The sequence below is a fragment of the Streptantibioticus rubrisoli genome (assembly GCF_024436055.1).
In the GTDB taxonomy this organism is placed as follows: Bacteria; Actinomycetota; Actinomycetes; order Streptomycetales; family Streptomycetaceae; genus Streptantibioticus_A; species Streptantibioticus_A rubrisoli.
The window spans coordinates 71,217-90,553 of the sequence record NZ_JANFNH010000004.1 but is presented as its reverse complement, the minus strand read 5'-3'; the positions used below and the strand labels follow the sequence as shown (position 1 = coordinate 90,553).

The window sequence follows — 19,337 nt, the reverse complement described above, 5'->3', positions numbered from 1 at the left end:
GGCTGGGGGGCATCCCCCGGGAAGGCGCCGCCCGGTCCCACTACCATGCGTGCGGTGAGCGACGACGCGCCCCTGCTCGACGACCTGATGCCATGGTCCACCGCACCGCCTCGGTTCGGCAGGGGCTGGGTGATGGCCCCGGACTCGAAGTCGCTGCGGGCCCGTTGGGACGCCCTGCTGCGCGGCGAGCGCGAGACGCTGTTCTGCCCGAGCCGCTCCCGTACCGTGCGCAGCGTCGTGGCGCAACTGCCCGGGCATCCCGCGCCGTCGGGCACCCTGGCCGACGAGCGGGGGCCGTGCCCCGATCCGGTGCGGGTGCTGCACGGGCCGTACGACCAGCAGTGGCTGATTCCCGACAACCGGTTGCTGGACGCCGCCCGCCCTCAGTTGTGGCGGGTCGCGGACCATCGGCAGGTCTTCGCCGTTGAGCAGGATTCCGGCTCCGCGGTGGTGTGCACCGCGCTGCTGCCGGACGGGCCGGGCCGGATCCGTCCGCTGTACCGCCGCCCCGGCGGGGTGGAGCCCAATGTCGCGCCCGGACTGCTCGACCATCTCGGCAAGCGTTGTGAACGGGAGGTCCGTGCCGAGGACCTGCTGGCGTGGATCACCGCGTTCTGCGCGGGCCGGGTGGTGCCGCTCCCGGCGAGCGGTGAACTGTGGGACGCGGGAGTTGAGTTGGGCCGCGAGATGCTGGATGTCCACACCCGTGGCGCGCGCACCGGTACCCGGCCACGGCTGCCCGGCGGGCGGCGACCGTATGTACGCGCGCCGTTGCCCGACCGGCCGGACTCGCTGCGGTACGACGACCAGGAGGAGGCCCTGTTCGTGGGTGAGGGGCGCATCTCGCCGGTACCGCGCGAGGCTTGGGACTTCCACGCGGGCGGAGTACGCGTGCTTCAGGCGTGGTTCGACGCTCGTAAGGGGACGGAGCAGGCCGGTGCGCTGGCGGCGATCGGTCCCGCCGCGTGGCCGCAGGAGTGGACGTCGGATCTGCTGGAGCTCATCACGGTGCTGGCGCTGCTCTCCGAACTCCGGGCGCGGCGAACGGAGTTGGCCGCCGCCCTGGACGCGGGTCCGCGTACCGGCGCGGCGGAGCTACGTGCCGCGGGCGTACTCCCGGTGCCCCCCTCGGCACGGCGGCCCGCCTCCGTACTCGACCACCCGGAGGAGGGGCCTGGCGGCCAGTTCGCCCTGCTGTGACGCGGGCCGCGGTGGGATCGACACCGCCGAACCCCACCCCCGTGGTCGCTCGCCGCCGCGGACCCTTCCCCGGGCGAGCCCGCGGTCCTACGCCGCGTACCCGTTGAGGATCCGCCCGAGGACGCGGTCGAAGGTGGCATCCGGGTCCGTGAGCGCGGGAGCGCTCCCCAGCGCCGCCGCCAGGCGGGGGTACTGACCGCCGCCCAACTCACGTGCCAGATAAGCCATGCGGGTGGCCACTTCCTGCGGGGCGCCCTCACCCATCGCCAACTCGTTGGCCACGTACGCCGTGACCAACCCGTTGATCACCCCGATCAGCTCCATCTTGGTCCCGGAGTCACGGTCCAGACTCTCCAGCACCCACAGGCAGTACTCGGAGTACCGCAGCACGTTGGGGCCCAGTATGTAGCGCTGCGACAGCACCTTGGTCAGCCAGGGGTGCCGGTGCATCAGGGCCCGGGTCTGGCGGGCCAGTGCCAGCAGGTCGGCGCGCCAGTCCCCCGACGGCCGGTCGGGGAAGACGTACTCACCGCTGACCGCGTCCACCATCAACTCGTACAGGTCCTCCTTGCCCGCCACGTAGTTGTAGAGCGACATCGTGCCGCAGCCGATCTCCGCGGCGACCTTGCGCATCGAGACCGCGTCAAGCCCGTCCGCGTCCGCGACCCGGACCGCCGCGTCGGCGATCTCCGCACGGCTGTGCGCGGGCCTGGGCCCACGGGCGGCACGCTCCGGGCGCTCCCAGATCACATCGGGTACGTCCGAAGACTCACTGCCTGGCATCGCTCATCACCTGTCGTCGCGCTTCCCTCGTCCCACCATCCTAGTTACGTACACCGTACGTAGTGGGCTATGCTGCGGGCCATGACTACGTACGCTGTACTCAGTGAGGGGCTGGAGAAACACTTCGGCAAGGTCCACGCGCTGCGCGGGCTCGATCTGGCCGTCCCCGAAGGCACCGTGTGCGGACTGCTCGGCCGCAACGGCGCGGGCAAGACCACCGCCGTCCGCGTGCTGACCACGCTGAGCCCCCCGGACGCCGGTACCGCGCGGGTCGCGGGCCACGACGTGCGCACCGAGCCGCACGCCGTACGGGCCGGCATCAGCGTCACCGGTCAACACACCGGCGTGGACGGTGACTTGACCGGGCGACAGAACCTGAGGCTGTTCGCCCGGTTGCACCGGCTGCGCGGTGCGTCGGGCCGGGCCCGGGCGGACGGGATGCTGGAGCGGTTCGGCCTGGGCGAGGCCGCGGACCGGCCGACCCGTACCTACTCCGGCGGTATGCGCCGCCGACTGGACCTCGCCGCCTGCATGCTCAGCAGGCCGCGGGTGCTCTTCCTGGACGAGCCGACCACAGGCCTCGACCCGGTCAGCCGGGACGGGATCTGGACGGCGGTCCGCGAACTCGCCGACTCCGGCACGACCGTGCTGCTGACCACGCAGTACCTGGAGGAAGCCGACCGCCTGGCCCACGAGGTGGTGCTCGTCGACGAGGGACGCGCCACCGTGCGCGGCACCCCAGCCCAGCTCAAGGCCGAGATCGGTTCCTACGCCGAGGTGGTGGTCGAGCACGAGCGGGCGCTGACCGCCGCGGCCGACGTGCTCACCGCGCTGACCGGCTCCGCGGTCGTGGTCGACGCGGAACGCCGCACCGCCGGTGCGGTGGCCACCGATCCGACCCTGACCCTGCCGCTGGTCGTCCGCGAACTCGACGCCGCCCGAGTCCCGTTGATCGACGCCACCTTGCGCCGCCCGACATTGGACGAGGCCTTCCTACGCCTCACCAACCCCGCTGAGGAGACAGCCGCATGACCACTCCCTCCGTCGCAGTCGACCGCCCCGGCCAATGGGCCTACGACGGCTGGGCGATGATGATCCGCCATCTGCAACGGCTGCGCAGCGCACCGAGTCTGATCGTGCTCACCCTCGCCGCACCCATCCTGATGCTGCTGTTGTTCGGGTATGTCTTCGGCGGTGCGATGGCCCTGCCGGACGGCGCGGACTACCGCGCGTACCTGGTGCCGGGGCTGTTCGTGTCGATCGCCGCGAACGGCATGATGACCGGCATGATCACCGCCGCCTATGACGCGCAGCGCGGGGTGATGGACCGGTTCCGCAGCCTGCCGGTGAGCCGTAGCGCGGTACCACTGGGGCAGGCGCTGTCGGAGGTGTTCGTCGCCGCCGTCGCGATGGTGCCCATGGTGCTGGCGGGCCTGGCGGTGGGCTGGCGCATCAGGGGCGGTGCGGCGAGCGCGCTCGGCGCGCTGGGGCTGGTGCTGCTGTTCCGGTTCGCCGCCGGATGGATCGGGCAGTACCTGGGACTGCTGCTCGGCAACGAGGAGGCGGCGGGCCAGCTCAGCAGCCTGATCTTCGCGCTGACGCTGATCTCCAACACCTACGTGCCGCCGACCAGCATGCCCGGCTGGCTGCGCACGGTGGCCGAGTGGAACCCGATCAGCGCGGTGGTCGCCGCCTGCCGCGACCTGACCGGCAACGCGCTGCCACAGCCCGGCGCGGCCTGGCCGGTGGCGCATCCGGTGGCGGGCGCGCTGGTGTGGTCCCTGGTGCTGCTCGCGGTCTTCGTGCCGCTGGCGGTACGGCGGTTCGCGCGCAGCGGTCGCTGACCGGCGCGAACGGGAATCACCTTGGTGATGTCCGCACCGCACGGTGTCGGCGCCCCCTGCCGGGTTGGGGCGCCGGATGGCCTCGGGGAAGGGTGCGCCGGGTGGACCGAGGGGCACGGGGGTCCCGTCGGTCCAGGCGGCGTCAGGTCAGCCGCGGCTACCGAACAGCGACCGGCGCAGCCGGCGCAGCGGTGCGAACAGCGAGACGCGGGCGCCGCGGTTCTCCCTGGCCGGGCAGGTGTCCCGGGCCGTCAACTCCCGCATCAGCAGCGTCGCGTCAGCCGTCTCGCGCGGCGGCACGGCGGGGCCGCCGAGCACCGCCAGATGACGGTCGAGGCGCGCACTGGTCGCGCTGCTCCCGCAGTTGATCGCAGGCACACGCGGCCTGCTGCGCACTATTTGCTCCATTACTTCTCCCCACCCGTACGAGGCACCCGGCCCGGGCAGCGTAACCCTACCTCCCCGCCGCGTCACCCGCGCATCCACAGCCCTCGGATTCACCTGCCGAACAGGCGTGTTGCCCCCGACACCACGGGTACGCACGGTAGTTGGCCGAGTGCCGAGGCGAACGTCAGATGGCGGCCGCGGTGAACACCGGAAGGTACCCGCGCGACTGTCCCACCGCGGTCGGGTGGTACGAGTCACCGAGCGGAACGGTCACGCTGTGCAGCCAGGGGTCCCGGCCGCAGATCTCGTGGGCGGCGAAGGCGCCGCGTACGTCACCGAAGACGAAGCCGTGCGCGGCGGCGCGCTTGGCGATGACGGTGTCCAACTCGTCGATCGCCGTGTCGATGGCCACGCGCTTGGCCTCCTCAAGCCCGGCCAGGCAGCCGCCGTCGAGTTGGTAGAAGCGCGGGTAGCCGAGCACCACCACCCGCGCGCCCGGCGCCCGGTCACGAATCGCGGAGTAGAGGGCGTCCAGCCGCCCCGGCAGGGTGTCGCGCACGAAGCCCCGGGCCCGGTCCACCCGTGGCAGACACAGCAGGCCGGTGGGCACCGCGCAGGTGGCCATCACATCGGCGAAGCCCGCGTCGTCGCCGCCTACGGTGATGCTGACCAGACCGGTGGCCGAACTGAGCTGGTCCAGTTGGCCGTTGAGGACGTCCGTCGTGGTGGCCCCGTCGCACGCGGGGAAGCCGAACGACGCGGGGGCGGTCCGCACGGCCCACAGCCGCGGATAGGCGTTGGTGCTGCGTCGGCAGCTTCCGCTGGACGCGATGGTGCCGCCCGCGCCCACCCCGGCGGAGTACGAATCGCCGAGCGCCACATAGCCGGGCGGCCCCACCGCGTCCGCGCTGCTTGGGCCCCACAGGGTGAGGGCCGCGAGGAGAGGCAGGGCGGACAGGGTGACGACAAGCCGGGTGAGCCTCATGGGACCTCTCTTGGTGGGATGTGCGTGGCCGTGTGCGTGGGATGTGCGTGGGTTTGCGTGGGGTGTGCTGCCGCGTACGTCGTAGCAGCGAACGGCCCACCGGGTGGGTAGGCGCCCGGAGATTCCCCCGATCGGTGGTGGTGTGTCGCAAGGTGTCCGGACTGCTTGACGGGCTGCCGTGACTGCGCGACATTGAAGCCGGGGGGCAAGTCGCCAATGCATCCAATTGCCAAGGAATCTCTGCCACTTCTCGCTGGTGCCGCCGTCGGCACGGGAGTGGCCGGTGCCGCACTCGCTCTGGCCGACATCAGTTCGCCGTTGCGCGCGCCGTTCACCTTCTTCTTCATGATCGCCGCGCCCGGGGCCGCGCTGGCCAGTACGCTGCGCGGCCTTGATCCGCCGACCCGGGTGGTGGTCGCCGTCGTCGGCTCGATCACGTTCGACGTGCTGGTCGGCCAGGTGCTGCTGATGCTGCACCTGTGGTCGGTCCGCGGTGGGGTGGCGGTCGTCGCGGCGTTGAGCGCGGCGCTTTTCCTGCTGCCGCTGGGCGTCGGTAGTTACGGAAGCGCGGTGCGAAGGCGCGATCCTTGAGACCGCGAATACGTGTGCTGCGCCCGGCCGAGTTGACCGAGTCCGACCGCGCGGCATGGACCGGCCTGCAGTCGCGGGCCTGGGTGTGCGGCAGTCCGTCGCTCGCCAATCCCTTCCTGTCACCGGAGTTCACGCTGGCGGTGGACCGCTTCCGGCGCGGGGTGCGGGTGGCGGTGGTCTACGAGGACGGCGCGCCCACGGTTCCCGCGGCGTTCTTCCCGTTCCAGCGCACCGCGTTGGGGGTGGGCCGGGCGGTGGGTCTGGGGTTGTCCGACTGCCAGGGGCTGGTGCACCGGCCCGGCTTCCAGTGGGACGCCCAGGAGTTGCTGCGCGCCTGCCGGTTGGCGGTCTGGGAGTTCGACCATCTGCTGGAGGGCGAGAAGCCCTTCGAGATCGGTGCAACCGGCTCGTACCCCTCACCGGTGATCGACGTGGAGCAGGGGTACCAGGCCTATCTGAGGTATCTGCGCGGGCACGCGCCGAAGTTCGTCCGCACCACGCTGGCCAAGGAGCGCAAGCTGGACCGGGACGCGGGTGGGGTGCGGTACGTGCACGACGAGCGCGATCCGACGGTGCTGCGCACACTGATGGCCTGGAAGTCGGCGCAGTACCGCAGGACGGGCCGCAGCGACCGGTTCGCCCGGCCGTGGATCGTGCGGTTGGTGGAGCACCTGTTCCACACCCGCGGCACGCAGTTCGCCGGACAGTTGTCGGTGCTCTACGCGGGTGGGCGTCCGGTGGCGGCGCACTTCGGTTTGCGTTCCGAGCGGGTGCTCGCCTGTTGGTTCCCGGCGTACGACAGCGCGTTCGGTAAATACTCGCCCGGTCTTGCGTTGCATCTGAGAATGGCCGAGGCGGCTGCGGCGAACGGTATCTCCTATCTCGATCTAGGCCGCGGTGAAAAAGAATACAAAGAGTCGCTCAAAACCCGTGAACTTTCGGTGTCCGAAGGCTGGGTGACACGGCGCCACCCGGTCGCGGTTGGTCATCTGCTCAGGCGTGCGCCGGTGCGGGCGGCCCGCAACGCGGTGCTGGCGCGCCCCCAACTCCACAGCAACGCCGATCAGTTGCTCAAGCGGCTGGGTCGGCTGCGGACCGGACGCTGACGCGCCCCAGTGCGCCCGTTCGCACCCGGCGCTCCTTCGCGCCGGATCACGGCCGCTTCGCGTACAACGCGGCAGCCGGTCCATTTTCCCTACGAGCCGAAAGGAATGGCTCGTTTCCTCGCAAGTTCGATCACCAATGCAAGATCAAGAAGACAGCTCGGTAGTATTTTCTGCCAATTATGAATCACGGCGCCGGGTCTTGCCTTAGAGTCACAATCATCAATACCGTCGGACATCCACCCGCACCAGCCATCAGGGAAGGGCGGCCCCAGGAGACCTCAGGGGAGGGGGCTCACTAGGCCGCGATGGCACGGTGCGGGGCGCGGTAGGGGGGTGCCGTGCTCGGACACTGCGCATGTGCCGGGCCGCGCACCGCGCGGCCGGTCACATACGCCAACTCACCAGGTTCGCAAGGTGTGTTCACCCATGGGCGGCAACGCCCTGGGCGAAGACGGCACGGACCAGGTGAGACCCCCCTTTCGAACCGGACCCACGACACGGGCCGCCCGGCGCGGGCGGTCGACCGGACGAGAGGGAAACGGATTCATGAGCTCTTATGTTCAACCGGCCGTACCCGGCCCATCGCTGAGTTCCAGCCCACCAAAGGACACCGTCACTGAGGCGCGCTTCCGGCCGATCTCCTCGCACCTGGCGATCACTCCGCCGGTCAGCGTGGTCATTCCGGCGATGAACGAGGCGGAGAACCTTCCGCATGTGTTCGCCACGCTGCCGCCCTGGATCCACGAGGTCATCCTGGTCGACGGGCACTCCACCGACGACACCGTGAAGGTCGCCCGTGAACTGTGGCCCTCGGTGACCGTCGTCGAGCAGCGCGGCAAGGGCAAGGGCGACGCCCTGATCAGCGGATTCGCCGCGGCCACCGGCGAGATCATCGTGATGGTGGACGCCGACGGCTCGGCCGACGGCAACGAGATCGTCAGCTATGTCTCCGCCCTGGTCTCGGGAGCCGACTTCGCCAAGGGCTCGCGCTTCGCCAACGGCGGCGGCACCGACGACATGACGCCGATCCGCAAGCTCGGCAACTGGATACTTTGCGCACTGGTCAACGCCAAGTTCGGGGCCCGCTACACGGACCTGTGCTACGGCTACAACGCCTTCTGGAGACACTGCCTGGACCACATCGCGCTGGACTGCGCCGGTTTCGAGGTGGAAACCCTGATGAACATCCGGGTGGTCAAGGCTGGCCTGAAGGTGCAGGAGATTCCCAGCCATGAACATCTACGCATCCACGGCGCCAGCAACCTACGAGCGGTACGCGACGGTCTGCGCGTGCTGAAGGTCATCCTGCGGGAGCGCGGAACCCGTCGGCTGCGCTCCCGCCCGGCGGTGCTGCCCGCCAGCGCCAACCTGGGGGAGGGTTCTTGAGCACGGAGACCGTCTCCGTGGTGATCTGCGTCTACACCGAGGACCGCTGGGGCGACATCCTCGCCGCGGTGGCCTCGGTGCGGGCGCAGTCCCTCCCGGCACAGGAGACACTGCTCGTGGTGGACCACAACGCCACGCTGCTCGCCCGGCTGCGGAAGCAGTACGCGGACGACGACACCGTCACCGTGCTGCCCAACGCGGGGCCGCGCGGCCTGTCCGCGGGCCGCAACACCGGAATCGCCGCGTCCAACGGAACCGTCATCGCGTTCCTGGACGACGACGCGGTGGCCGAACGGGACTGGCTGCGGCACTTCGTGGCGGCCTACGAGGACCCGCGGGTGATGGCGGTGGGCGGCAGGACCATGCCCGCCTGGGCGTCCGGCCGCCGCCCGGCGTGGTTCCCCCGCGAGTTCGAGTGGGTGGTGGGCTGCACCTATCTGGGCCTGCCGCCCGGCCGGGTGCCGGTGCGCAACGTGCTGGGCGGGAACGCCTCGTTCCGGCGCACCGCGTTCGACGCCGCGGGCGGCTTCGCCACCGGGATCGGGCGGGACGGCGACAAGCGCCCGCTGGGCTGCGAGGAGACCGAGCTGTGCATCCGGCTGCGGCGGGCCCGCCCGGACGCGCTGCTGCTGATCGACGACCGGGCGGTCATCCACCACCGGGTGCCGCCCGCACGCGAGCGGTTCGGCTACTTCCGCACCCGCTGCTACGCCGAGGGGCTGTCCAAGGCGCTGGTGGCCCGCAGCGTGGGCGCCGAGGCGGGGCTCTCGGCCGAACGCCGTTACACCACAAGGGTGTTGCCGTCCGGGGTGGCCCGCGGCGTACGCGACGCGCTGCTCGGACAGGTCGACGGGCTGGCCCGGGCCGGTGCGATCGTGGCCGGGCTGGCCACGACGGCGGCCGGGTACGCCGTCGGCACCGTGCGCTCCCGGCGCGGCGGCCGGTTCGTGATCGCCACGACGGCGGCCGGGTCCGACGCGCCCCAGCAAGCCGAACACAACACGAAGCACAGACCGGGAGCGGTGGCATGATCGCAGGTGGGGTGCCCATCTTGATGTACCACGCGGTCGCCGACACCCCGGCGAGGGCGGCGCGCGGGCTTTCGGTGACACCGTCAGCCTTCGCCGAACAGATGGAGTTGCTGGCGCAGCGCGGCTTCACACCGCTGACCACGCGTCAGTTGGCCGCCGTCTGGCGGGACGGTCGGCGTGCGCTGCCCGCACGGCCGGTGCTCATCACGTTCGACGACGGATACGAGGGCGTACACCGGCACGCGCTGCCGGAGCTGCGGCGGCACGACTTCCCGGCGACCCTGTTCACCTCGACCGGCTGGGTGCTCGGGCGGGCCGCGCAGGACCAGGCGCCGGGCGCGCTGGACATCATGCTGCACTGGGACCAGGTGCGTGAGCTGGCGGCGTCCGGGGTGGAGATCGGCGGGCACAGCCACAGCCATCCGCAGTTGGACCAGCTCTCCGACGACCGGCTGTGGTTCGAGGTGCTGCGCTGCAAGGAGATCCTCACCGAGGAACTGGACGCCCCACCGGTCTCCTTCGCCTACCCGTACGGCTACTCAAGCCAGCGGGTGCGGCGCATGGTGCGTACCGCCGGGTTCGGCATCTCGCTCGCCGTCGGCAACCGGCTGGCCTCCCGGGCGCAGGGGCCGTACGCGCTGCGCCGGGTCACCGTGCGGCGCTCCACCTCCATAACCGAGTTCGAACGACTCGTCGAGGGCCGCGCCGTCGCCCGGAACTTCGCCAAGGACCGGGCACTGACGAAAAGTTATGCCATGGTGCGCAGAACCCGCCGAGCACTGGGGAAGGTACGCGGAGCCCGTGTCTGAGACGACCACCCAGGAGACATCCGGTACGAGCACGACCGGCCAGCGGCCACCCGGCCGCACGGCGGTCTCCGGCGTCGCCGAACGTCCGCCCAGACGCGGCCGGTTGCGGCTGCCGGGGCGGCGTGGCGGGGGCGATCCGCTGTTCCGCAACGCCTATGCGCTGATGCTCAACACCGGGGTCTCCGCGGTGCTCGGGGTCGGCTACTGGCTGGTCGCCGCCCGCTACTACACCGATGACGCGGTGGGCCGGGGCTCGGCCGCGATCGCGGCGATGAAGTTCCTCGCCGGGATCACCGCGGTCACCCTCACCGGTGCGCTGGCCCGGTTCATCCCCGTCGCGGGCAGGCGCACGGCGCGGCTTATCTCCGGTACCTATCTGGCGAGTTCGCTGGTGGTGGCGGCCGCGGCCGGGCTGTTCCTGCTCACGCTGGGGTGGTGGGGTCCCTCGTACCACTTCCTCAGCGGGGTGGTGCCGGGGCTGGCGTTCGTCGGCTCGGTGGTGGCCTGGTCGGTGCTCACCCTGCAGGACGGGGTGCTGACCGGGCTGCGCAGCGCGGTGTGGGTGCCGTTCGGCAACACGGTGTTCTCCACCGCCAAGCTGGGCCTGCTGATCGCGCTGGCCACGGTGATCCCGGCGACCGGGGTGTTCGTCTCCTGGGTCGCGGCGATCGCGCTGTCGGTACTGCCGCTGGGCTGGCTGGTCTTCCGCCGGCTGATCCCGCGCCATGTCAAGGCGACCCAGGACAAGACCGATCCGCCGTCCACGCGGGAGATCGGGCGGTTCCTGGCCGGGGACTACACCGGGTCGCTGTTCGCGCTGGCCGTGCTCTACCTGGTGCCGGTGATCGTCGCGGCGCGGATCAGCGCGGAGAACAACGCCTACTTCTACATCACCTCCACCATCGGCGGCACGGTCGACCTGCTGGCGATCAACATGGGCGCCTCGCTCACCGTGGAGGGCGCGCACGATCCGTCGCGGATCGCCGAGAACTGCCGCGCGGCGCTGCGCCGGATGGCCCGGATCATGGTTCCGATCTGCATGACCCTGGTGGTCTTCGCACCGCAGATACTGCATGTCTTCGGTGCGGGGTACGCGGCCAAGGGTGGGCCGCTGCTGCGTTTCATGGCGGTCGCCTCGCTCACTCGGGTGCTGTTCGAGGCGTACTTCGGCGTGCTGCGGGCACAGAGCCGCACCTCGCGGATCGCGATGCTCCAAGGGCTGCTGTGCGTCCTGGTGCTGGGGTCGACGCTGCTGCTGCTACCGCCGCTGGGGATCGTCGGGGCGGGAGTCGCGGAACTGTCCAGTCAGACGGTGATCGCGGTGATCGCCTGCTTCGGGCTGGCCCGGATCCTGCGGACCCCGGCGCCAACCGCCGCGCCTGTTCAGGCGGAGCCGTCGGAGCCGGTGCCGTTGGACACCGACACGCTGGTGTTCGGCACCAGTTGGGCGCTGCGCGCCGCGGTCGACCAGGACACCCTGCCGCTGGGCGTCCGACTGGACTTCGACCACATGGAGCGGCGCCCCTACGTTCCGGCGCATGCCCAGACCCACCAGGAGTCCCGTGCCGAGGGTCCCACCCCGCATCCGGTCTCCGCGCCACCGCCCGCGCAGCCGGTCGAGCGCTCGCGGGTTCCGCTGCGCCAGCGGATCGCGGGCTGGTCCTGGGCCGGGCTGGGCGGCTGGCTGGCGCTGGTCGTGGCGCTGACGCTGTACTGGCTGCCGCTGCGCGGCATGGGCGACGCCTCGCTGGACCGGATGAACGGTCTGGGACTGGTCTCGGTACTGCCGCACCTCACGCTGGTGGGCGCGGCGTTGCTGGTGCTGGCGTTCTGCTGGGCGCTGTCACTGCCCGGCTGCCGTCCCTGGCTGCTGCTGGCCGTGCTGCTGGCGACCGTGGTGTCGCTGCACGCCGTGCCCGCCGTGCTGGAGTCGCAGCCGCGCTTCCCGACCGCCTGGCAGCACGCGGGGTTCATCGAGTACATCGGCCGAACCGGCCATGTGGTCCCCTACCTTGACGCGCGGTTCTCCTGGCCGGGGTTCTTCGGGGGCGTCGCACTGGTCACCAAGGCGTGCGGGGTCACCGATCTGACCGAGGTGCTGCGTTGGTGGCCACTGGCGGTCGAACTGCTCTACCTGGCACCGCTGATGCTGCTGCTGCACGCGGTCCGGGCCGGGTGGCGGGCCAAGTGGTGCGCCGCCTGGTTGTTCGTGCTGTGCGGCTGGGTCGGCCAGGACTACTTCTCACCGCAGTCGGTCAACTACCTGTTCTACGTCATGTTCGTGGCCGTACTGCTGGTCTGGTTCCGCTCGCCGCGTCCCGGGGACGGCAGGCGGCTGCCGGGTGAGGCTCAGGTGCGTCCGGCGGGCCGGGCCGACCGGGCGGTGCTGCTCGGTGGGGTGCTGGCGCTGTTCGCGGCGTCCGTGGTCAGCCACCAACTCACCCCGTTCATGATGCTCGGGGTGGCGGCGGCACTGGTGGTCTGGAAGCGCTCGACGCTGTACGGGCTGCCGCTGCTGTGCGGGGTCATGGTGGTCGCCTGGGTGGGTTTCCTGGCCGAGCCGTACTGGTCTGGGCACTTCAACGAGCTCTTCGGCGGCCTGGGTTCGCTGGGCGGCAACGTCTCCTCCAGCGTCTCGGGACGCATCCAGGGCGGCTCGCCGATCCACAAGGTGGTGCTGTACTCAAGGGTGTTGCTGGCCGCGGGGGTGATGGCGCTGGCCGCGTTCGGCTGGCTGCGCAGGCGCCGGGCCGGGATCAGTGACCGGGCGCTGCTGATCCTGCTGCTGGTGCCGTTCCTCGGGTTCGGCATGCAGTCCTACGGCGGTGAGATGGCGCTGCGGGTCTTCCTGTTCGCGCTGCCGGGGGCGTGCGTGCTGGCCGCGTTGGCGTTCTTCCCGCGCACCTCGCCGGAGCGCCGTTGGGCCGCGCTGGTCGTCCTGCCGCTGGTGGGCCTGGCGCTGACGGGCGGCTTCCTTGTGGCCCGTTGGGGCAACGAGCCGTTCGAGCGGGTGCGCACCGGCGAGGTCGCGGCGCTGGACTACGTCTACGGCCATGACACGCCGTCCGCCCGGCTGCTGTGGCCCAGCAAGGACCCGGCCAACGATCCCACGCCCAACCTGCCGTGGATGGCCCGGGACATGGAGAAGGTCAACTACCGCGGAGTGCTGGCGCCGCGTGATCCGTCGCGGGTCGGCGGCATGGTCGCCGATCTGAAGGCGGCGGGCCCGCAGTCGTACCTGCTGATCAGCTCCGGTACCGCCAGCTATCTGCAACTGGACGCGGGCTACCCGGCCGACTGGCGCTCCCGTGTGGTGGCCGCACTGGACGCCCGTAAGGACCTGCGCGAGGTGATGTCCAACCAGGACGCCGCTGTGTACCAGTTGGCGGCGCTGCCCAAGGGCGCGGTGCCGCGTCCGGTGGTCGGCAAGGTCGGCCCGGTGGTGACGTGGACGCCGTGGACGGTGGTGGGCGCCGTCGCGGCGGTGCTGCTGCTGGTGCTGCTGGGCACCCGCGAGGTGGTACGGGTCGTGGTGCCGGAGCCGCGGCGGCGGCGCGGTATGAAAGTGTCCTTCTACCTGGCGCTGCCGTTGCTCGCGGTGTTCCTGGCTTCCCTGGTGGACCGCTTCGCCACGTTGAGCTGAGGTGGCGGGCGGGTCACCGGGTGGTCCAACTGACCGCGTAGGGTGCCAGGTTGACGGTCGTGCCGTCGATGCGGGCAGTGATCTGCCGGTCGGTGGTGTTCACCGCCAGCAGCGTGCGGCCGCTGGCCAACGCCCTTACGTTGGCGTTGTCCACGGCGGGGGTGCGCAGTGGGGCGCCCGGTGGGAACGCGGCGGCGAAGCGGCGCAGCAGGCTCAGCATGGGCAGCGGGGTGCCGCCCTGGTCGTCGGCCTCGGTGCCGGTCCACAGGCAGCCGGAGCAGTCTCCGCTCTCGGATTCGGGGTTCCAGTAGAAGGCGGTGTCGGTGCCGCCCAGGGCGAGCTGCGTCATGGCGGTGGCCTGCACCGCCATCAGCTGTTTCTCCGGCCAGACGGTGTGGTCGGGCTTGACGTACCACTCGGCCCACCACAGGGGCAGACCGGTGTCCTGGCGCAGCCACCTGCTCAGGTCGTAGAACTTCTGCGTGGCGTTGAAGTCGTCGGGCACCAGGGCGCCGTCATGGGTGGTGCTCGATCCGTCAACCACCAGGAAGTCGGCGCCCGCCTTGTTGCGCATCCAGTAGTCGAGGGCGTCGAGCACCCGCTGGTCCAGACTGCCCCAAGGGCCGCTGACCGACGAGGCGTTGTCCTTGGTTCCTGGTGCGACGCTGTCCATGTTCAGGTACGGGCCGCCCACCAGGTTCTGCGGATTGACGGCTTTCACCGCCCGGTAGACCAGGTTGTACAGGCGCGTGTAGTCCTCGTAGTTCCAGCGGCCTGGGCTGTCGTTCCAGAAGCCCTTGAACTCGTTCCAGACGACGAATTCGTGCACGTCCGGATAGCGCCGGGCGATCTTGGCGGCCAGGTCGGCGAAGTCGGCGTAGTGGCCCGGGGTGGGCGCGGCCTCGATGCGTGACCAGTCGGTGGTGCCGGGGGCGCCGCCCTTCATCCAGTCGGGGGCGCAGCACAGGGTGAGCACCGGTGTGCCGCCGGTCCTGCGGATCAGGGCGATCCGGCTGTCCAGGCCGCTGAAGTCGTACCGGCCGGGCGAGGGCTCGGGGTTGTCGGAGCCCCAGCCCATGATGGCCTGGTTCTGCGGCAGCGGCTGGGCGGCCAGCAGTTTGTCGGCACTGCCCTCGGCGGCCGCGGTGCCCCGGTCGGCGCTGTACTCGGTGTGGGTGAAGCCCCAGCCGAGCCGGACGCTGGGCGGCGCACCGGTGCCGGGGGTGCCGTAGACGCCGGGCGCGGCGGTGCCGGTGGACCGGCTCCCTGCCCCGTGACCCGTGGTGCCGAACATGGTCAGCAGCAGGCCGAGTCCGGCCATCGCGACGACGAACAGCACGATGACGCGTTGCCAGCCAGCACGTAAGAGGCCGAAACTCCCGGCCGCGTGACGAGCGCTCACCTTGGCACTGTAAGGCCGAGAAGCGCGCGTAACGACCGTTTTGGTGAACCCTGTGAGGGTTTTCCTTGCCGATCACCCCGGAAAATACCGCGCGACCCGACCCGTTCTGGCAGATCATGGGCGTCATGTCCACGATGCACCCGACCGATGACCGCCTGCCTGACGCGGCGCTGCCGATCCGGCTGAACACCGCGGGCAATGACTCGCCGTCCGACATCGTGGACGCCATGCTGCTCGGCCGGTTCGCCTCCGGCGCCCAGCCGTACGCGCGCGGCCACTCGGTGCAGCGGGTCAGGTCCGGGGCGACGCTGCTGCCGGGCGGCGCCCGGGTGCTGCGGCAGGCCTGCGAGAAGGACCGCCGCTCGGTGCTCGCCGAGGGGGACGGCTGGACGATCCTGGTCTCCCGCTGGAAGCGCGGCGCGGACATCACGGTCACCGCGGTGGAGGACGAGTTGGCGCGGTGGGTCCTCGACCAGGCGCTGGACGGCGCGGAGGATGAGCCGGAGCCGCGGCCGGAGTTGGTGCAGATGGGCTTCTGGCACTTCTCCCACCGCCGCGGCCCCGTCCGGCACACCCGCGCCATCAGCGCGTCGAGTTGGCCGGAGGTACGGGGCAACTACACCGCACCGGTGGCCGAGGCGATGGACGCGCTGATGAAGCTGACGCCGCAGGACATCACCGGTCGGCTACTGCTGCTGCACGGCCCGCCGGGCACCGGGAAGACCTCGTGCCTGCGCACCTTGGCACGCTCCTGGCAGGAGTGGTGCCAGGTGGACTGTGTGCTCGACCCCGAGCGGCTGTTCAACGACCCCGGCTATCTGATGGACCTGGCCATCGGTGAGGACGACCACGATCCGCACCCCGAGAGCGCGCCCCGCTGGCGGCTGCTGCTACTTGAGGACTGCGACGAGCTGATCCGCGGCCAGGCCAAGCACGCCGCGGGCCAGGCGCTGTCCCGGCTGCTCAACCTGACCGACGGGCTGCTGGGTCAGGGCCGCAACGTGCTGGTCGGCATCACCACCAACGAGGAGTTGGAGCGGCTGCATCCGGCGGTGGTACGGCCCGGCCGCTGCCTGAGCCGGATCGAGGTCGGCTCGCTGACCCGCGAGGAGGCCATCGCCTGGCTCGGTACGTCCCAGGGCGTCGGCCGGGACGGATCGACCCTGGCGGAGCTCTACGCGCTCCGCCGCGGCACCCCGCCCCTGCTGCCCAACCAGGCCGAGGCGGCGGACGGTCTGTACCTGTAGGGCGGCGCCATTGCTGACCGGAGCATGATTGCCGCATGACACATGATCCTCAGGAGGCCACCGGGCAAGCCTGGTCCGCCCTCGGCGGCGCCCCGCGGTTGCTGGAGCGGGTGTCGTACGGCAGGCCCGGCGCGGGGCTGCCCGCGCGGCTGCCGGTACGGGAGCTGGCCCGGGCGACCGTCGCCGTCTGCTCGCTGGCCGCCGCGGAGTTGGCGGCACGCCGCACCGGCCGCCCGGTGCCCGCGGTACGGGTAGACGACGGCGCGGTGGCCACCTCGTTCACCAGCGAACGGCATCTGCGCATCGGCGGCCGGGAGCCGGTCAACTTCGCGCCGCTGTCGGGCTTCTGGCGCGCCGCCGACGGCTGGGTGCGCACCCACGCCAACTACCCGCACCACCGCGCTCGTTTGCTGGCCTGCCTCGGTATCCGCGACAACGGCCAGGACACGGAGCTGGCCGGTCAACTCGCCGCGGTCGTCGGCGAGTTGCCCGCCGAGGAGATACAGGAGCGGGTGTACGCGGCGGGCGGCCTGGCCGTCGCCGTGCGCACCGCCGAGCAGTGGGCCCGGCATCCGGCGGGCCGCGCGGCGGCGGCCGAGCCGCTGGTGCGCGCCCGGCGGTTGGACGGCGCACCTCGGCGGCCGGCGCGCCCACTGCCCGACGGTGCGCTGCTGCCCGGCGCGGGGGTCCGGGTGCTGGATCTGACCCGGGTGATCGCCGGGCCGGTGGCGGGGCGGACGTTGGCGCTGCTGGGTGCGGATGTACTGCGGATCGACTCGCCCCGGCTGCCCGAGTCGGCGGACGCCCACGCGGACACCGGCTTCGGCAAGCGGTCGGCCCGGCTCGATCTGGCACACCAGCCGGACCGCGCGGTCTTCGACGAACTGCTCGACACGGCGGACGTGGTACTCCTCGGCTACCGTCCCGGCGCGCTGGACCGGCTCGGCCTGTCGGCGGCGGCGCTGCTGGAGCGCCAACCCGGGCTGGTCGTCGCCGAGTTGGGCGCCTGGGGACATCAGGGGCCGTGGGCCAGGCGGCGCGGATTCGACAGTCTGGTACAGGCGGCGACCGGCATCGCCATGGCGCAGGCCGGGCCGGACGGCCGTCCCGGTGCGCTGCCCGCCCAGGCGCTCGACCACGGCACCGGGCATCTGGTGGCGGCCGCCGTGCTGCGCGCGCTGACCGAGCAGCACGACACGGGCGGCGGAGCGTGGCTGCGGTTCAGCCTCGCTGCGACGGGGCACTGGCTGACGCACGGGCTGAGCGCGCGGGCGGCGGACGACGAGGACGGCTACGAGCCGTACGATCCAGCGCGCCATCTGGCGCGGGCCGATGCGCCGATCGGCCGTCTTGTCCATGCCCTCCCCCCGGTGTCCTTCGTTGGCGGTCCGGCCAACTGGGCTTGCCCGCCTGGCCGTTGGGGCGCCGACCAGCCGGTCTGGGTCCAGCCGCTCTCCCGTATCCGTTATCCGTAGACGGCACGCAGCGCGTCGTCGATGGCAGCCAGCGCGGCGGAGCGGTCCAGGCCGAGGCGGTGGGCGCGCTGTGCGTACTCCGCCGCCGCGGCCGCCGCCTGCCGCTGCGCGGCATCGCCCGCGGCGGCGATGAAGGTGCCGTGTCGGCCGCGGGTTTCGATCACCCCGTCCGCCTCCAGCACCCGATAGGCCTTCGCCACCGTGTTGGCCGCCAGCCCGAGTTCCTCAGCCAGACCGCGTACGGTGGGCATCCGGTAGCCCACCGGGAGCGCACCGCCGCGCGCCTGGGCGGCGACCTGTTCCCGTACCTGCTCGAACGGCGCGGCGGCCGAATCGGGATCGACGCTGATCTTGAGTGTCACGTACGGTCTCCAGCTGGCTGTGACGGTCGTGTGTCGGGTTCATTGTGCGGCAACACCACCGCCCGGCCCGGGCTTCGGGGTCGGTAGCCGATCGAGTCGCCCGGGTGGTGCCAGTGCAGCACGAAGCGATCCCCTGCCCGGTAGGCGTCGACGCCCGCTCTGCAGTAGGCGACCATGTCGTCCGGCAGCGCGTCCAGTTCGAACCACTCGATGCCCGCGCACTTGTGCGGCTCGCGGTTGACCGCCTTCCCGCTCCACCGGAGCGCCTCGAAGAACCATCCGGTGCGCGCACTCCCATTCGGCGCCCGGTGCTGCATCACCAGCGCGACCCGCAGATCCGCCGGATCGATGACCACACCGATCTCCTCGTACGCTTCCCGGATCATCGCCGTGCGTACGTCCTCGCCGTCCTCGACGTGGCCACTGGGCGCGTTCCACAGCCCGTCCGCGTAGCCGGTGTTGGAGCGGCGAGCGAGCAGGACGCTGTCGGCTCGGCGCAGTATGAGGTGTACGTCCACGATCTCGGCGTGCCGTCGTGGCGGCGCTGGGTGGATCACGGCGGCGTAGTGCGCGTCCGCCGCCCGGCCCTCGCCGGACCGCGGATCACGGCCCAGCTGTTCGACGTGGGTGTACGACGCGAGCGATGCGGCGAGTTCGGCGAGGGCGGCGGCTGGGACGCCGCCGGGACCGCCCTCTTCGAGCACCACCAACCGTCCCGCGGGCCGCACCAGCTCCGCCCAACGGCTCAGCGCCGCCGCCGGATCGGCCACCGTGCGCAGCACGCTGTGGGCCAGCACCGCGTCGAACCGCCGCTCGGCGAGCGGTGGTCGGGCCGCTTCGCCGACCACTACCCGGACACCCGTCCCGACGGGTACGGCGGTGCGGGAGAGCGGCTCGACCACCGTCACCCGGTGCCCCAACTCGGCGGCGAGCAGCGGTAGATCGGCCGCGCCGCACCCGAGGGCGAGCACATCGCTCGCACGGTCCGGCAGCCAGCCGCGCAACCGTGCCGCCCACGCCCGCCGTACGGCAGGATCACTCATTCCGTTCGTTCCATTACTTTCTGTAGTCATGCCGAGATCTTGA

The 19,337-nt window shown here is 71.4% G+C and carries 17 protein-coding genes; 11 read left to right on the top strand and 6 right to left on the bottom strand.

All coding sequences use genetic code 11. The features are described from left to right. Nucleotides 1-45: 45 nt before the first annotated feature. On the top strand, nt 46-1,200 hold the full coding sequence (locus NON19_RS06915) for a type ISP restriction/modification enzyme (protein ID WP_255925756.1): 1,155 nt from the start codon (nt 46-48) through the stop codon (nt 1,198-1,200). Between the two features lie 87 nt (nt 1,201-1,287). Here the strand turns inward: NON19_RS06915 and NON19_RS06910 are convergent, their stop codons facing one another. Continuing rightward, nucleotides 1,288-1,983 (bottom strand): TetR/AcrR family transcriptional regulator, encoded by a 696-nt coding sequence (locus tag NON19_RS06910; protein ID WP_255925755.1) that lies wholly within the window; start codon nt 1,981-1,983, stop codon nt 1,288-1,290. Nucleotides 1,984-2,064: 81 nt separating this feature from the next. Here NON19_RS06910 and NON19_RS06905 point away from each other — a divergent pair, with 81 nt between their 5' ends. Both NON19_RS06905 and NON19_RS06900 read left to right on the top strand, forming a co-directional pair. After that, nucleotides 2,065-3,015, top strand: coding sequence for an ATP-binding cassette domain-containing protein (locus tag NON19_RS06905; RefSeq protein ID WP_372514022.1), 951 nt, complete (start codon nt 2,065-2,067; stop codon nt 3,013-3,015). After that, nucleotides 3,012-3,827, top strand: a complete 816-nt coding sequence (locus NON19_RS06900) for an ABC transporter permease (protein WP_255925753.1) — start codon at nt 3,012-3,014, stop codon at nt 3,825-3,827. Before NON19_RS06905 ends, NON19_RS06900 begins: the two co-directional genes overlap by 4 nt. 147 nt (nt 3,828-3,974) lie before the next feature. Here the strand turns inward: NON19_RS06900 and NON19_RS06895 are convergent, their stop codons facing one another. Then, on the bottom strand, nt 3,975-4,235 hold the full coding sequence (locus tag NON19_RS06895) for a hypothetical protein (protein WP_255925752.1): 261 nt from the start codon (nt 4,233-4,235) through the stop codon (nt 3,975-3,977). Nucleotides 4,236-4,398: 163 nt separating this feature from the next. Further along, on the bottom strand, nt 4,399-5,199 hold the full coding sequence (locus tag NON19_RS06890; RefSeq protein ID WP_255925751.1) for an SGNH/GDSL hydrolase family protein: 801 nt from the start codon (nt 5,197-5,199) through the stop codon (nt 4,399-4,401). Nucleotides 5,200-5,364: 165 nt separating this feature from the next. Here NON19_RS06890 and NON19_RS06885 point away from each other — a divergent pair, with 165 nt between their 5' ends. From NON19_RS06885 to NON19_RS06860, 6 genes are all read left to right on the top strand, one after another. Continuing rightward, a complete protein-coding gene (locus NON19_RS06885) occupies nt 5,365-5,790 on the top strand; it encodes a hypothetical protein (RefSeq protein ID WP_255925750.1) in 426 nt (141 codons plus the stop codon). Next, a complete protein-coding gene (locus tag NON19_RS06880) occupies nt 5,787-6,896 on the top strand; it encodes a GNAT family N-acetyltransferase (RefSeq protein WP_255925749.1) in 1,110 nt (369 codons plus the stop codon). Before NON19_RS06885 ends, NON19_RS06880 begins: the two co-directional genes overlap by 4 nt. Before the next feature lie 546 nt (nt 6,897-7,442). Then, entirely contained in the window at nt 7,443-8,282 is an 840-nt protein-coding gene (locus tag NON19_RS06875) for a glycosyltransferase family 2 protein (protein WP_255925748.1), read from the top strand. Next, entirely contained in the window at nt 8,279-9,313 is a 1,035-nt protein-coding gene (locus NON19_RS06870) for a glycosyltransferase family 2 protein (protein ID WP_255925747.1), read from the top strand. Before NON19_RS06875 ends, NON19_RS06870 begins: the two co-directional genes overlap by 4 nt. Then, nucleotides 9,310-10,122 (top strand): polysaccharide deacetylase family protein, encoded by an 813-nt coding sequence (locus NON19_RS06865; protein WP_255925746.1) that lies wholly within the window; start codon nt 9,310-9,312, stop codon nt 10,120-10,122. The genes NON19_RS06870 and NON19_RS06865 overlap by 4 nt, the downstream gene beginning before the upstream one ends. Continuing rightward, complete coding sequence (locus NON19_RS06860; protein WP_372514021.1) at nt 10,115-13,765, top strand: lipopolysaccharide biosynthesis protein; 3,651 nt, start codon at nt 10,115-10,117, stop codon at nt 13,763-13,765. The genes NON19_RS06865 and NON19_RS06860 overlap by 8 nt, the downstream gene beginning before the upstream one ends. Before the next feature lie 13 nt (nt 13,766-13,778). Here the strand turns inward: NON19_RS06860 and NON19_RS06855 are convergent, their stop codons facing one another. Next, nucleotides 13,779-15,086 carry a xylan 1,4-beta-xylosidase gene (locus tag NON19_RS06855; RefSeq protein WP_372514031.1) on the bottom strand — a complete coding sequence of 436 codons (1,308 nt, stop codon included), beginning with the start codon at nt 15,084-15,086 and terminating at the stop codon, nt 13,779-13,781. A 197-nt stretch (nt 15,087-15,283) separates the two neighbouring features. Here NON19_RS06855 and NON19_RS06850 point away from each other — a divergent pair, with 197 nt between their 5' ends. Beyond that, nucleotides 15,284-16,414, top strand: coding sequence for a DUF5925 domain-containing protein (locus NON19_RS06850; RefSeq protein ID WP_372514020.1), 1,131 nt, complete (start codon nt 15,284-15,286; stop codon nt 16,412-16,414). Nucleotides 16,415-16,449: 35 nt separating this feature from the next. After that, nucleotides 16,450-17,889, top strand: a complete 1,440-nt coding sequence (locus NON19_RS06845; RefSeq protein ID WP_255925743.1) for a CoA transferase — start codon at nt 16,450-16,452, stop codon at nt 17,887-17,889. Here NON19_RS06845 and NON19_RS06840 read toward each other — a convergent pair. Continuing rightward, the gene (locus tag NON19_RS06840) at nt 17,880-18,251 is read right to left on the bottom strand and encodes a GntR family transcriptional regulator (RefSeq protein WP_255925742.1); all 372 of its coding nucleotides are present in this window, start codon (nt 18,249-18,251) and stop codon (nt 17,880-17,882) included. The genes NON19_RS06845 and NON19_RS06840 overlap by 10 nt on opposite strands. Continuing rightward, nucleotides 18,248-19,294 (bottom strand): NUDIX domain-containing protein, encoded by a 1,047-nt coding sequence (locus NON19_RS06835; RefSeq protein ID WP_255925741.1) that lies wholly within the window; start codon nt 19,292-19,294, stop codon nt 18,248-18,250. Before NON19_RS06835 ends, NON19_RS06840 begins: the two co-directional genes overlap by 4 nt. Nucleotides 19,295-19,337: the final 43 nt, after the last annotated feature.